The sequence below is a fragment of the Paenibacillus eucommiae genome, assembly GCF_017874215.1.
GTDB lineage: Bacteria > Bacillota > Bacilli > Paenibacillales > NBRC-103111 > Paenibacillus_AI > Paenibacillus_AI eucommiae.
This window is the reverse complement of the sequence record NZ_JAGGLB010000008.1, coordinates 74216-88687: the sequence shown is the minus strand read 5'-3', so window position 1 is coordinate 88687 and position 14472 is coordinate 74216. Positions and strand designations below refer to the sequence as shown.

The window sequence follows — 14472 nt, the reverse complement described above, 5'->3', positions numbered from 1 at the left end:
AACCAATGGCGATCGATATCAAGAAGGAATTAGGGCAGGCGAAAATTGAGCAGCGTATTGTTTACGAATCAGGAAATGAAATGGCCGCATATGCCGCCCATCAAATCAATTATCATATTATGGGGTATTTTCCCATATCTCCGTCTACGGAGGTTGCACAGTTTTTGGATCTGATGAAGTCCAACGGTCAACATGATATTGTGTTAATTCCGGCCGATGGTGAGCATGGATCTGCTGGTGTATGCTATGGAGCATCTACAGCAGGAGGGCGTGTATTTAATGCGACCAGCGCCAATGGCTATTTATATATGCTTGAACAAATGCCAGTCCAATCCGGAACACGGTTCCCCATGGTTATGAACTTGGTATGCCGATCGGTATCCGGGCCGCTGGATATTCATGGCGATCATTCCGATTTATATTATGCGTTGAATACAGGCTGGCCCATCTTGATGTGCCGCGATCCACAAGCTGTTTACGATATGAATATTATTGCGCTTAAGCTGGCAGAGGATCCAGAGGTTCGTTTACCTGTTCTTGTTGCCTCAGATGGCTACTTCACTTCACACCAGAAACGCCGGGTGCAGACCTTTGCCCACCGTGAGGATGTGCAAGCTTTTGTGGGCGAGCAGCCCAAGAACTTTCCTCATACGCTGGATCGCAATAACCCGATAACTGTAGGGCCTTATATGAATGAACCGGACTACATTAACAACTGTTATCAGCAGTCCGTGGCGATGTATAATGCGGAGAGCGTGTTCGATAGAATCCGCAGTGAATATGCTGATTTAACGGGACGTGACTATCCGATTCTTGATCTATACCGGATGGAGGATGCAGAGGTAGCTGTATTTCTGATGAATTCTGCTTCGGAAATTATTAAAGATGTTGTAGACCAACTGCGGGAAAAAGGAGTTAAAGCAGGATCCATTGCGCCCAATATGATCCGGCCGTTTCCAGCCAAGCAAATTGCCGAGGCGCTGCAGCATGTCAAGGCTGTGACGGTTGGTGATCGTGCCGACTCTTACGGCGGTCACGGTGGTAATATGGTCAATGAAATTAAAGCGGCTTTGTTCACATATGGCAATCGCGATACGATGGTGATCAGCCGTATTTTTGGACTAGGTGGCAAAGATTTTTACTCGGAGGATGGCCATAATCTATTCCAGTTTGCCATAGATGCCGTAGCTGAGGGGAAAGTGGCGGTTCCATTTGATTATTACGGCCACTCTGCTGGAGACCCTGCCAAGTCTCCTAAGAGGGTGATGAACCCGATGAAGTATGAGGATCTCAAAACAGGGCTGATCACGGTCACTCCCAATGAAGAAACCCATAAGCTGAATGTACGGATTCCGCCGCTGCGCGCACTAACCGGTAAACCGAAACGAATTGCTCCTGGTCATGGCGCTTGTCCTGGCTGCGGGATTTTCTCAGGACTGGAGCTGTTCTTCAAAGGCATCGAAGGGGATATTGTAGCTTTGTTCCATACGGGATGTGCAATGGTTGTAACGACAGGCTACCCGTACTCTGCCCATAAAGCGACTTACATTCATAATCTGTTTCAGAATGGGGCAGCGACCTTATCGGGCGTCGTGGAGATGTTCTGGGAGCGTAAGCGCCGCGGTGAATTAGATGAATTTAATTTGCAGGACGATTTTACATTCGTGATGATTACGGGTGATGGCGGTATGGATATCGGCATGGGACCGGCCATAGGTGCAGCTCTGCGAAATCACAAAATGATCATATTAGAGTATGATAACGAAGGTTATATGAACACGGGAGCACAGCTTTCTTATTCCACGCCGATGGGGCACAGGACTTCGACTTCTAACGTTGGTACCAAGCAGGCGGGCAAGGTATTCCATCACAAGGATACAGCGCAAATTATGGCAGCTACGCATATCCCTTATGTATTTACGGGGTCCGAGGCTTACCCCCAGGATCTGGTGAAAAAGGCAGCGAAAGCGCAGTGGTATGCTCAAAACGAAGGCATGGTGTATGGCAAGATTCTAATTGCCTGCCCCTTAAACTGGCTTTCTGAGGATAGCGACGGTTCAGATATTGTGGGTGCGGCTGTGGACTCTTGCTTCTTCCCGCTTTATGAAATAGAGCATGGGGTAACGACAATAACTTACAATCCCGAGGATAAGAACAAGAAGATACCATTGTCGGATTGGCTCAAAACGATGGGTAAGACGAAGCATATGACCAAACCCGAGCATGCCGAATCGTTACATGCATTCGAGCATGAAGTGGAACGCAGATGGAATATGCTCAAAGCCAAGCACGAAAATCCTTATTTATAAGGAGTGATTAGATGCCATTTGTTCTGCAGCATACAAGCACGTCACAAATTTATACCTGCGAGCTTGTAAATCATTACCGTTTGGAGTATTACGGTGTGAAATTTTGGCTTACTGAGGAAGAGGCGGCGGAAGGAGCCGGGATTTTTTTGGAAGAAAAAGAAATCGGGGACACGGCGGCCTGGAAGATCATTGAGATGGAAGAAGGGCAGATGAAGCTTGGCAACGTTAAGCTGAAGAATGATCCTTCTTATGTTCTTTTTTGGGATGAAGGCGATAGACCCCGAGCGGAAAAAAAGTAATCTCTCAAAAAATGACAGCGGGTCAATAGGCCAAACGCTACTCTTCGTTCGTAAGGGAATTATAACCAAGCGCCTATTCTCCACTTAGGCTCTACAAATTATAATAGGGATATAACGTTTATATGCATCATCACTTGAAAAAGGCAAAACAGCCGAAAGGCTGCGACGCAAAGCTACAGGGGCTTATGTGCAAGGCACAATGCCAGCCAGCTGCTGAAAGCGGTGGTCCGGATAACCCGTGCTGACCAGTCAGCATTGGGTTATCTTTTTATTTACAGGAGGTGAGCTAAAAGGACAAGGTTAGAAATATAATAACAACATGGAGGCTGCAGAATGAAAAAAGCGGTTCTAGTAGTATGGATGACTTTTTTAATAGCGGTATTCTTGTTACCGCAAGCCGCAGCGGCAGCAGAGCCAGCCATTACAAAAGCTGAGGTAGCAGCAGGGGTCTCGTTTCGAAAAGGTCTGGACACCTCCAGCGCATTTATACGTTATTTGAAGAAGGGTGAGGTTGTAACAGTCTTAAGTGTACCGAGTTCATATTGGTATCAAGTCAGAGATGCTCAGGGACAGGTAGGTTATGTCAGCTCCAGCACTAAATACATATCGGTTGTTAGCAATGCCAAAACCATTGCAACAGTTAACTTTCGTACGAAGCCATCAGCAGATGGCAGCAAAGTTCGCCTCTTTCCAAAAGGAGAAGAGCTATTGGTGCTTGAGAAAATTAATGATAGCTGGTACAAGGCAAGGGATCTCAGCGGTGTTGTCGGTTATGTGAGCAGCGGCAAAACCTATCTAGCGACAGACTTTTCGATAACGGGGCTTATTGTTCCTCCGCAAGAACGAACTGAAAGTGTTATTAATGCGGCTGCAGCTTATATGGGAACACCTTACGAGTATGGATCTGCGCGTCTAAACACCAAGACGTTCGATTGCTCCGATCTAATTCAACAGGCATTTTGGGATGCGACAAGGATTATGCTTCCGGGTGACTCTCAGGCTCAAGGAAATTTTGTGAAAGCACGGGGTCCTGTGAAAGCAAACTGGAAGGATTTAAAACGTGGGGATCTGCTGTTCTTTATGTCCAGTAAAGGAACCAAGGCTGCAAATTACGCTGGTGTGAATAAATCCAAAGAAGCCATCACTCATGTGGGAATTTATTTAGGCAACGGTCAAATCCTTCATACTTATTCTGTAGCTTCAGGTGGGGTAAGAATCGATACGATTGGCGGAAATGCGTGGGAATATCGCTTTTTATTCGGCGGCAGCCCGATAAATTGAAAGAATATTCGATCTTTTTGAAATTTGTCATATAATAAAGGTAGGAGTGCGAAGAGACAGACATCCTTTATCGCAGTTTTCCTAATTCGTAGAGGAAGGAACCCTACCTTTGAGGCGCTGGTGAACCTTATGAAGAAGAAGCACCATCATCTGACCATGATTCACGATCTGGAATTTCGCAATACGTCAGAAAAGGGACTAAGTCTGGAAAAGGTTCATGAACGTATTCTTCATTTTATGCGGTTGGAACCCAAAGCAGCATACAAGTTCATTATCGGAACGGATTGTCAGGTTCACGTAGGACATACCAAATTCATCACCGGAGTAGTCATTCAGCGTATGGGCAGAGGTGCCTGGGCTTGCTATAGGCAGGTTATTGTACCAAGAGCGCTGGACTCTGTGAAGGAGAAGCTGTCCACGGAAACCATGTACAGCGAAGAAATTGCCATGTTCTTTAATGAGCAGAGGCGCTCAGAAATGGAGGACATCGTGCTGCCATTTCTTTATCAAGGTGCTTCGTTTGAGATGTTTATTCACATTGATGCGGGTGCAGATAAGCTGAGGAATAAAACAGCCATGTTCGTGGAGGAAATGGTAAGTCGAGTGGAGTCAATGGGTATGGTGCCTATTATCAAGCCCGATTCCTATGTAGCCTCTTCCTACGCCAACAAATTTTCAAAAAAGCCGCATCATCCGACTGATGAAAGTGTAACTGTCTAGGGTGCTTATTGTTAAACCCGTTATATCGTAAGGATGATTTAAGCTGATCATCGTTGCCGGTTAACGGGCTTTTTCCTTTATAAGAAGGATTTTGCATGACCATCTAGAATAAAGAGGGGATAACCGTCAAAGGTTTGTGATGATTTGGCATGAAAAGGGGGGAGCGGGTATGTCCCGTATTTTTGTTATGGAAGCAGTTATGCTGGCGATTCACGGTCAACTGTTAAAGCCCGGATACCCTGTCGAATATATACTTCCTTATACAAGCATTATGGAGTTATATGAGATGAAGGACGGGCTGGAGCCGATCATGCCAACTGAGGATGATGATGTTCACGTTAAGAAAAAAATCGGCGAGCTTATCGCCTATTTCGAGGATTCGTTTAATCGCAAAAAAATCGAAAAGGCGCTGCAAATGGCATGGCGTAAAAGTCCGCCACTACCAGTAGATGAGGACGTTACGATCACGGTGCTATATGCTGTAGAGAACGCAGAATACGGGGAAGAATTCGATCCTATAGAGACGGAGCTTATCCTAGCTGCAATCAGGGAAAAATCACCACTTTTAACGGATCAATTGGATTTTATGGAAAAGCTGATTGAAGCTCAAATCCCGATTGAGATATATGACGTTGAGGATTTTGAATTTGCTGTAGAGGGAGATTTTTTGCTTTAAAAAATGGTAATAGCTGTGCCATCCATTACGGAGATAAGTTTACATAACTATAGTTATGTAAACTTATTGTTCAGGGATAAACAAGAGGCGCCTAGAAGGGTGCTTTTTTGTCGTTGCATACGTTTCCTGAAAAAAGATAAGTTCCAGGTTCCTTTATGAAACCGCACAAGTATATACATTCCAAAGATTGTACATCTTAAAGCATATAAGTATGCATAAGTAATATGAAATAGAAAGAGGGAAACAAGCATGCCAGAAGGGTTAGAGGTTGCCGTAAGAACGTTGTTAGCCATCGTCATTTTATTTCTAATGACCAAGCTATTAGGGAAAAGACAAGTTTCGCAGCTTTCTTTGTTTGAATACATAACCGGAATCACAATCGGGAGCCTGGCTGCCTACATTTCACTCGATTTGGATACCAATTGGTATTTGGGTATTATTTCACTCGTGGTATGGGTTGGTTTTTCATTAGGCATTGAATATTTACAAATAAAAAGTAAAAAGGCAAGAGATTTTCTGGATAGTAAGGGTACGGTGCTTATTAAAGACGGGAAAATTTTAGAGGATAATTTAAAAAAAGAACGTCTCACTACGGATGAGCTTATGGAGCAGCTGCGAACAAAAAAAGTGTTTATGGTAGCTGACGTGGAATTTGCCATCATGGAGCCTAGCGGAGATATTAACGTTTTGCTAACTAGAGAAAATCAACCCTTGACACCTAAACATTTAGGAATCAAAGTAGCTCCGGAGCAAGAACCACAAGTGGTGATTATGGATGGAAAAATTATGGATGAACCATTAGCCACAATAGGTCTGAATCGCGGCTGGCTGCACACTGAGTTGGATAAAATTGGTGTGACGATTGAAAATGTATTTCTCGGTCAGGTAGATTCCTACGGACAGCTGTATGTCGATCTATTTGACGATATGTTAAAGGTTCCTCAGCCCCAAAACAGGGCACAACTGCTTGCCACGTTGAAAAAATGCGAAGCGGATATTGAATTATTTGCTTTGTCTACAACAGAGAAAAAAGGCAAACAAATGTATGAACAGTGCTCTAATGACTTAATCCAGATTATTGAGACTGTTAAGCCATTTCTGAAGTGACCCCTTGCTTATAGCTATGATTTAGCCGGCATCCGTTTGAACATGAGAGAGACCATCAAGAAAAGTCCCATGTAACCAAAGACGGGGTAAAGGGCTGATAAAAGGGAGCTGTAACCGATCTGTCCAATCAGCAGGCATCCGAATAAAAGCAGAAGAACGATCAGCTTTTGGGGGATAGGATATACCTGCTGGATTTGGCGTGTCATACCGAACACATTCCCGACTAGGGTTGTAAATACTTCGCCAAATACCACAACTAGAAAGAGAAGCCGAACAGCATTCCCAAGGTTCCGAATGATTTCGGCCATTGGTATAGCAAAATCCCATATTTGCGGCATGTGGTAATGAAGAGCCATATGACTGATCGAGAGCATGAGTCCCAGTGTCAGGCTGCCTAATAACCCTCCCCACTTCAAAACACTTTCGTCCTTAATTTCTGAGCCCAGCGGAACGAGTACAGCTTGCACCATCGCTAGATTGAAAGCGGCATACGTTATGGAATGGAAGAGCCATTTACCATGATCGGGATACGCATACACTTCAGCATAGAAGCCCTTCAAACCTAATTGTGAAGCGACAAGAAGAGTGAAGCCGAGCATCATCGGCATAACCAGCAAATTGATGGAGAGAAGACCCTTCATGCCTTTGATCAATACGAGAAAAGAGAGAGTGATAGTGAATAAAATGCCCCACTGAAAGGGAAACCCTAGCTGCTCCTCCACGATGGCCCCTGTGCTGGCCAGCATGACGGAGGTTACTCCGAGCAAAATCACAAATATAAATAAGCTGATAACGCGGCCCCAGGTCTGCCCGAATAAATAGGTGTTCATCTGGTGATATGAATTCGCCTGGATGCGATGTGCCAGCACCATCATCTTGGTCCCAATCCAGGCAAATAAGCCTGTAGTAACTATTATTCCTGCTAACCCCAGAGTTCCATGAAATGTGAAAAACTGCAGGATTTCCTGCCCAGAGGCAAACCCGGCACCAACAACTGTTCCAATATAGGTGGACGCCACTTGAACGATTTGCATTCGCTTGCCCATGAAATGTCCCCCCACAGATTACGAGTTCCTTGTCCCATACCTTGTACAATCTATATGTATGCAGTTGTCTTTTGATTATGCGGTTGCTTAAGAGGTTTATCCCATTTCTTGAAGGTGATACCAGAAATATTAGTTTACATAATTATTATTATGTAAACTAAATGAAGAGACTGAAATGTGAACAAGTTTTCATTCTTTTTTTATCTGTTCATTTAACCTATACTTAGAGATGTAGTACAATCCGGCATAACCGGAAAAGAGGAGGAAAATGAGTGGTATATCAAGCGAATCACAATCGATACGCAGAGATGAAGTATAACCGCACAGGAAAATCGGGTCTTAAGCTGCCGGCGATATCTCTTGGCTTGTGGCATAATTTCGGTGGAATCGACAATCATGAAAACGGTAGAGCTATGCTGTTGAGGGCATTTGACCTTGGAATCACCCATTTTGATCTCGCCAATAACTATGGTCCACCTCCTGGATCAGCGGAAGAGATGTTTGGTAGAGTGATGAAGACAGACCTGGCTCCTTATCGCGACGAGTTGATTATTTCAACGAAAGCTGGCTATCATATGTGGGAAGGACCCTATGGAGAATGGGGCTCTAAGAAATATTTAATTTCAAGCTTGGATCAAAGCTTGAAACGTATGGGACTTGAATATGTAGATATTTTTTATTCCCACCGTCCGGATCCGGATACACCTTTGGAAGAAACCATGGGTGCCTTGGATCAGATTGTTCGTCAAGGCAAAGCGCTATATGTAGGCATTTCCAGCTACAGTGTTGAGCAAACGAAAGAAGCAGTCAGCATTCTAAAGGATCTTGGTACCCCGCTGCTTATTCACCAGCCTTCTTATAGTATGTTAAACCGCTGGGTGGAGGACGGTCTGCAGGATGTTCTTGAGGAGCATGGTGTGGGCAGCATTGCTTTTTGTCCATTGGCACAAGGACTATTGACGAATAAATATGTGACGGGCATTCCAAGCGATTCCCGGGCGTCCAAATTGAGTGGATTTTTGAAGGAAAAAGATATCACTGAAGATAAAATAAGCAAAATCAATCGGCTAAATGAATTGGCAAGCCGCCGTGACCAAAGCTTGGCACAAATGGCGTTAGCCTGGGTACTTAGGGGTGAACGGGTAACTTCTGCGTTGATTGGCGCCAGCCGAGTGTCGCAAATTGAGGAAAATATTGCAGCGCTGAATAATTTGAACTTCCTGCCGGAAGAGCTGGCAGAAATCGAAAAAATCCTGAAATAGTTTTCAGGATTTAACTTTGAGCATCAGGATTCCTTGTTCTTATCAATGGCTTCTGCCATCGTTCTATCCGTAAGATGAGCGTAAATTTGTGTAGTTTCTGGAGAAGCATGTCCCAACTGCTCTTGAGTTTTATACAAATCGTTACGCAAGTAGTAATCGGTAGCGAAGGAATGCCTTAATTTATGAACGGATAAATAGGGCTTGCCAAAGCGTTTGGCATATTTGATTACCATTTCCTGAATCGCCCGTTTGGTCATACGCTCGCCTTCTTTTTTGCCATTGGCTATGGCAAGGAAGAGGGCTTTTTCCCTTTTTACAGGTTTGTAAAGGGATTGACGTAAAGCTAAATAATCTGTTAGGGCTTGAATGGCGTTATTCCGAAAATAGACAGGTGTTTTGAAGGTATCGTCATTGCTGCCCTTTCTGTAGACGTAAGCAACCTTGTTTTTCAAGTCGATATCATCGACATTCAGGTTGTATACTTCGGAGACACGAATACCAGAGTTAAGGATAAGCGTAACGATGCAAGTATCACGTATTTTATTAAGCTGATAAGAATATAGGGCTTGTTTATTTTTCGCTACATCAGTTTCGTACCCGTTATTTTGAATATAATCGATAAATTCAGAGATTTCTTCTTCCTGCAACAGCTTGCCTTCGAGCTTAGCGGCGGAATCCTTAGGCTTTTGAGAACGTTTAATTTCGACTTTTGCCATAACATTGCGCTTGAGCAAAGGGTAGAACTGTTCATCCTCGGCAATTTGGCTCAAATAATGAAAAAGTGATCGTAAGGAGGACAGCTTGCGGTTAATGGTCGTTTTGACATTGGCGTTTTCCTTGCGTGTGGAAAGAAACATTTTGTAATTGTCAATGCTATCCATATGCAGCTTTTCCAAATCCTCAATAGGAATTTGCCGAATAGATTCGCCCTCCGTTAAGCCTTCTGCCCGAAGCCAGGAAAAGAAGGTTTCATAATCACGGATATACTCCAGCAAGGAAGAGGGAGAGAGATCGGGAAGCTTATAATTAATAAACTTTTCTACATACCAGGGCATGGAAACTACTTTTTTGTCCAATTCATTGCGGTCTTTGATTTTAATGATATTCATCTTTACCGACACCTCGCTGTTTTTATTATAGAATTGAACAGGAGTAGTAGCAAGTCTATGGCCGAAAATGGAGAGTAGTATCTATACTCGTTGCGCTGCTTTCTCTACATTACGGATCATGGCATGCGCTGCTTGTATAGGATTGCTGATGAGCACCTATTCGTGATCAGCATAATAAGCATCAGAATCATGTGGCAAACAAACAGATATAGTATAATACAATAAGAAAATCAGAAGATAGTGAGGGAGAAAATATGAGCATTTTAGATAAGTTGGCTGTTTCGCTCAACCGCAAGGATGAGGTACCCAATCAGGAGTTGGCCCACTCCATAGCAGTCAACGGTGATGAGGCAGCGGTGGAAGAGTTGATAGATCTGCTAAGCCATAAGAACAAAAACGTACAAAGTGATTGTATCAAAGTACTTTATGAAATTGGCGCGCTACAACCAGATCTGATTACAGATTATGGCATGACATTCGTTCATTTGCTGGGTCATCCTAACAACCGTCTTGTCTGGGGAGCAATGACGGCGCTTGCTGCCATTACGGAAGAAAATCCGCAATTTATTGCTTCCCAGCTTGAAACGATTATGTTAGCTGCTGATAAAGGATCGGTTATTGCCAAGGATCAGGCTGTACGTATTCTTATCCAGCTTTGTTCCATTGAAAAGTATGCCGGACAAGCATTTTCTTTACTCATTGAACAATTGAAGCATTGCCCGACCAATCAACTTCCGATGTATGCGGAACAAGCCTTGCCAGTTATTCATGATGGGAATAAAAAGAGTTTTATTGATACCCTGTCGTCCCGTCTGGATGATATTGAGAAGGCTTCTAAACGAAGCCGGGTAGAGAAGGTGATAAGGAAAATGCAGAAAATCTAGCATTAAGGTTTGCTGCAGCGATCAGCTTTCTCGCGTTTTTCTACCAAATTGTGTCCAATATAAGAAGGCTACGCCGACCATCATCAAAGCAAGGAAAAACAAGATATTGCTGTAAACAAACGCTGCAGGCTGCTTAATGAAAGGATTAAGATGAAAATCATTAGTGCGGAAATCAAGCACCTTACCAATCAAACTAGTTGCCATCGCCCCGGAAATAAAGCCAAGCATGGAAAACAACCCCATTCCAACCCCTACCTGATCTTTAGACAACGTACGTGAAATGGTATTCGATACGGAAATTTGCATAAAGGTTTGTCCAAGACTTCCAAATATCAAGCAGCCTGCAATGATCCACTCGGAATATCCGATAAAAGAGGACAACCCCATAAAGCACACAAAAATTAGCATGGTTGCTGTCAAAAACAAAACCGTATTTCCTTTTTCATCCGCGAGCTTGCCGCCTTTACGTCCGAGCAACGCGGATGTGATAGCCGCGGGAAACATGACAAAGCCAATCATGGCCGGAGTTAGATGATTAATTTTGGTCAGGAATTGAGGCGTTATAAAAGGCAAGCCGAATACGAGCGAGGTTACAAGAAAGGCAATAACCAGGCCTGCTGAATATTTCTTGTTTTGGAATAGCTTTGGATTGATAAAAGGTTCGGCCGCAGTTCGGATACGAATAATAAAGAGCAGCAATAGAACGATGCTCAGCGCAAGTAAAAGCACATTTCCTTGTGTGATGGAAAGCATAAGTGCAGCCACGGTACCTGCTAACAGGATGCCGCCAAGGATATCAATTTTGCTTGCCGTTCCTTTTTCATTATCCAGATATTTTCTATACAAAGGTAAGGTCAGCAGGGGGAGGAGGGACAGCAGAAACAGAAAGCGCCAGCTGGCAAAGCTGGATATTAAACCAGAGACGATAGGGCCCAAGGCAGCGCCTAAAGCGAGACCGATCGCGGAAATTCCGAGAGCTCTTCCTCTTGTATGGGGAGGGAAATAACGGACCGGTATAATCATTGCAGTTGCCGGAATAACGGAGGACCCGACAGCCTGAACTACTCTGCCAAGAATGACCATCCAGAAATGAGTTGCAAATAGACCAACTATAGAACCTGCGGCAAATAAAATTAAGCCAAATGTCAGCAGGTTTTTTAGTTTGTATTTGTCGGCAAGCTTGCCATATATGACTGAGCCGATAGCGTACACAATCATATAGCTGGAAAGAATCCAGCTCACCTGAGAAGGAGTTAAGGTGAATTCCAAGCTAATAACTGGTAGCACAACATTAAATATAGAAGCGTTCATCACGGAAAAAACCAAAGTAAAGGCGAGTATTTTTATTAATTTATCTGCATGGCCTTGTGAGTGTGGGGCAGAGGATTCCATGTGTATACCTATCCTTTCTTAAACTAACTATTACTTAATTATTGATAAGAGCGAAGTACCTTGCGCAGCAGCAGCTTCAAAATAGCTTCTTCCTCCTCGGATAACATGTCATCACTACGGCTTTTAATTTGCTCCACTAGCGGAACAGCCTGATCATTAATACGCTGGCCTTCAGGCGTAATATAGATCTGCCGGATTCGGGAATCATCAGGATGGTGCCGCCGCTCTACCCAATTTTTGTCGCATAGTCCTTTGATGAGGTTGGAGACGCTCGATTTTTCAATATGTAAGAAGGCTTCCAGCTCTGATTGAGTAATTCCGGGCTGATGTGTCAGCAGACGCAGTGCTAAAGCTTGCTGAGAGGTTACGCCAACTGGCCGAATCGCATTTTCAATCTCGCGACGGGTCGTATTAAAAAGCAGTTTGATCAGCTCATGGACAGAATCGCCTGTCCCCCAAGGGAAGCGAATGTTGTTTGGATCGTTATCTTTCATCTTATCGTCTCCATATCCTTGATAGTTTCATATCGAACTAAATAATCGCACCTTCGAACTAAATAGTTTCATATCGAACTAATTACAGTTAAAACTATTTTTTGTTTATTGTCAATGACTCGAATGTGCAAATGAGGTTTCTTGAGTGTGAGAGAACGACGTCATTTACCAATTGCAGCTATGCAGGAGGGGAGGATCCGAAAAACGTTGGGTTTGTGTTGGTATTCACGTTAATAATATGGGGGTGTGGGGTGATGTTAATGGTTTTATTATTTACGTAACTATTGTTATGTAAACTATCACAATAAGGCTGGAATATAGTTTGTGTGGTGATAAAGAAGAAGTTTTAGATGCTTCTGGGAGAGTGGATGTGAAGGGGAGTGTGATTGTGAAGAATGTAAGTCAATGTTAATAGGAAATGCGAATGCTAATTCACAATAATTAATGACATTAATAATTTATTATATAAATAATTAAATACATTAATAATTAGTGAAAATAAACAAGGTTTTGGAATTTACGATTTAATCAGAACATGATACATTGAAGACGTATAAGGAAAAAGTTTTACGAAAATGAATGGTACTTATAATCCCAGCTTATTATGAAATGATATCAAAAGAGGAAGTGAGACGGAGATGACGGATCAGACACGGCTGCAGTCAACCGGAGATTGGGAGGTTTTGTTCCCTGTTGATGGTGACATGCTCCATGATTTCGATGGGGAAGTTAGAGAAGGACATTTACATATTCATGTCTCAATTTCAGCCCCAGGTAATCAAGTAATAAAAGTAAATGGTATAGCGATTAAGCCCTATAACGAGGAATATTATGCTGAAATCGCTTTGGAAAGCTACAAAAATGTGATAACAATTGAAGATGAAAGCCGTAGAGAGGAACTGGTCGTTTATTGGTTAAAGGGTGCCGCGAATAAGTACCGGCTTTCCATTGACGATAATATTTGGTTCCTTAAAGACATTGCTGAGCATCGTGATACATACCGCTCTATTTTTGATAATCCATATCTTGGTTTTTTGAAGGAAGTCCATGATACATACGGAACTAAGGTGCATCTCAATCTATACTTTCAGACAGATGGTTTCGACCTTACACAAATGCCCGATACCTATAAGGATGAGTGGAAGGCCCAAGCAGATTGGCTGCGACTGACGTTTCATGCTTTGCAGAATGAACCGGATATGCCCTATAAGGAAGCGGGGCCGGCTGAAATAAGACGTGATTATGAACGAGTGACTAATGAAATTATCCGTTTTGCTGGAGCGGAACTTCTTGATCCGGTTACGACTATTCATTGGGGAGAGGCGACACTCGAAGGATGCAGGGAGTTAAGGCAACTTGGGTTTCGCGGCTTGACTGGATACTTTTACTTCGTGGACGATAGACCGCTGGTCTCCTATTATTTGAATAAGAAGCAAATCGACCATTTGAATGGGCGCGACTTCTGGATGGATCACAGTGAAGATCTCATTTTCATCAAAATCGATGCTGTATTGGACAGGCTGCAAATGAATGAAATTGTTCCTGCTCTGCAGCGGCTTAAGCATGACGCTAATCATAAGGGCTTCCTTGAGCTGATGATTCACGAACAATACTTTTATCCGCATTATTTTAATTATCAACCGGATTATAAGGATAAAATTTTTGCTGCTGCAAAGTGGGCTTCAGAAAATGGATACGAACCTGCATTCCCAAGTGAATGCATCTTTGAGTAATAGACAGACCAGTGTCAACAATATTACGCCGCTGCAGGTCAAATTTTGGCTGCTCTGCAGCGGAAAGTTCGGCAATTTCAATCGGAATTTTAACGGATATTTATTATTCCAGTTATCCAGGATACGTTAAATCCGCGATTTTTTCTTTTAAACCATTTTT

The 14472-nt window shown here is 43.2% G+C and carries 13 protein-coding genes and 1 riboswitch; of the genes, 9 read left to right on the top strand and 4 right to left on the bottom strand.

All coding sequences use genetic code 11. The features are described 5' to 3' along the window. The first annotated feature begins 5 nt into the window (after nt 1–5). From J2Z66_RS13740 to J2Z66_RS13715, 6 genes are all read left to right on the top strand, one after another. Nucleotides 6–2309: a thiamine pyrophosphate-dependent enzyme gene (locus tag J2Z66_RS13740; RefSeq protein ID WP_209972009.1), complete on the top strand. Its 2304-nt coding sequence runs from the start codon at nt 6–8 to the stop codon at nt 2307–2309. An 11-nt stretch (nt 2310–2320) separates the two neighbouring features. Beyond that, nucleotides 2321–2608, top strand: coding sequence for a hypothetical protein (locus J2Z66_RS13735; RefSeq protein ID WP_209972008.1), 288 nt, complete (start codon nt 2321–2323; stop codon nt 2606–2608). Between the two features lie 132 nt (nt 2609–2740). Next, a riboswitch (cyclic di-GMP riboswitch) is annotated at nt 2741–2826 on the top strand. A 115-nt stretch (nt 2827–2941) separates the two neighbouring features. After that, the gene (locus J2Z66_RS13730) at nt 2942–3889 is read left to right on the top strand and encodes a C40 family peptidase (protein WP_209972007.1); all 948 of its coding nucleotides are present in this window, start codon (nt 2942–2944) and stop codon (nt 3887–3889) included. A gap of 129 nt (nt 3890–4018) precedes the next feature. Further along, nucleotides 4019–4609, top strand: coding sequence for a ribonuclease H-like YkuK family protein (locus tag J2Z66_RS13725; RefSeq protein WP_209972006.1), 591 nt, complete (start codon nt 4019–4021; stop codon nt 4607–4609). Between the two features lie 169 nt (nt 4610–4778). After that, a complete protein-coding gene (locus J2Z66_RS13720; RefSeq protein ID WP_209972005.1) occupies nt 4779–5285 on the top strand; it encodes an ADP-heptose synthase in 507 nt (168 codons plus the stop codon). A gap of 249 nt (nt 5286–5534) precedes the next feature. Next, nucleotides 5535–6392: a DUF421 domain-containing protein gene (locus tag J2Z66_RS13715; RefSeq protein ID WP_209972004.1), complete on the top strand. Its 858-nt coding sequence runs from the start codon at nt 5535–5537 to the stop codon at nt 6390–6392. Between the two features lie 14 nt (nt 6393–6406). Here J2Z66_RS13715 and J2Z66_RS13710 read toward each other — a convergent pair whose 3' ends face one another. Beyond that, nucleotides 6407–7438 carry a YkvI family membrane protein gene (locus J2Z66_RS13710; RefSeq protein WP_209972003.1) on the bottom strand — a complete coding sequence of 344 codons (1032 nt, stop codon included), beginning with the start codon at nt 7436–7438 and terminating at the stop codon, nt 6407–6409. Between the two features lie 272 nt (nt 7439–7710). Between J2Z66_RS13710 and mgrA the strand changes: the two genes are divergently transcribed. After that, on the top strand, nt 7711–8700 hold the full coding sequence (mgrA, locus tag J2Z66_RS13705) for an L-glyceraldehyde 3-phosphate reductase (RefSeq protein WP_209972002.1): 990 nt from the start codon (nt 7711–7713) through the stop codon (nt 8698–8700). 23 nt (nt 8701–8723) lie between these two features. Here the strand turns inward: mgrA and xerS are convergent, their stop codons facing one another. Continuing rightward, the gene (gene xerS, locus J2Z66_RS13700) at nt 8724–9809 is read right to left on the bottom strand and encodes a tyrosine recombinase XerS (RefSeq protein WP_209972001.1); all 1086 of its coding nucleotides are present in this window, start codon (nt 9807–9809) and stop codon (nt 8724–8726) included. Nucleotides 9810–10063: 254 nt separating this feature from the next. On the opposite strand from xerS, the gene J2Z66_RS13695 reads away from it, so the two are divergent. Next, the gene (locus J2Z66_RS13695) at nt 10064–10693 is read left to right on the top strand and encodes a HEAT repeat domain-containing protein (RefSeq protein WP_209972000.1); all 630 of its coding nucleotides are present in this window, start codon (nt 10064–10066) and stop codon (nt 10691–10693) included. A gap of 21 nt (nt 10694–10714) precedes the next feature. Here J2Z66_RS13695 and J2Z66_RS13690 read toward each other — a convergent pair whose 3' ends face one another. Both J2Z66_RS13690 and J2Z66_RS13685 read right to left on the bottom strand, forming a co-directional pair. After that, on the bottom strand, nt 10715–12085 hold the full coding sequence (locus tag J2Z66_RS13690) for an MFS transporter (RefSeq protein WP_209971999.1): 1371 nt from the start codon (nt 12083–12085) through the stop codon (nt 10715–10717). Between the two features lie 38 nt (nt 12086–12123). After that, nucleotides 12124–12579: a MarR family winged helix-turn-helix transcriptional regulator gene (locus tag J2Z66_RS13685; RefSeq protein ID WP_209971998.1), complete on the bottom strand. Its 456-nt coding sequence runs from the start codon at nt 12577–12579 to the stop codon at nt 12124–12126. 638 nt (nt 12580–13217) lie between these two features. Here J2Z66_RS13685 and J2Z66_RS13680 point away from each other — a divergent pair. After that, nucleotides 13218–14312 carry a hypothetical protein gene (locus tag J2Z66_RS13680; protein ID WP_209971997.1) on the top strand — a complete coding sequence of 365 codons (1095 nt, stop codon included), beginning with the start codon at nt 13218–13220 and terminating at the stop codon, nt 14310–14312. Nucleotides 14313–14472: the final 160 nt, after the last annotated feature.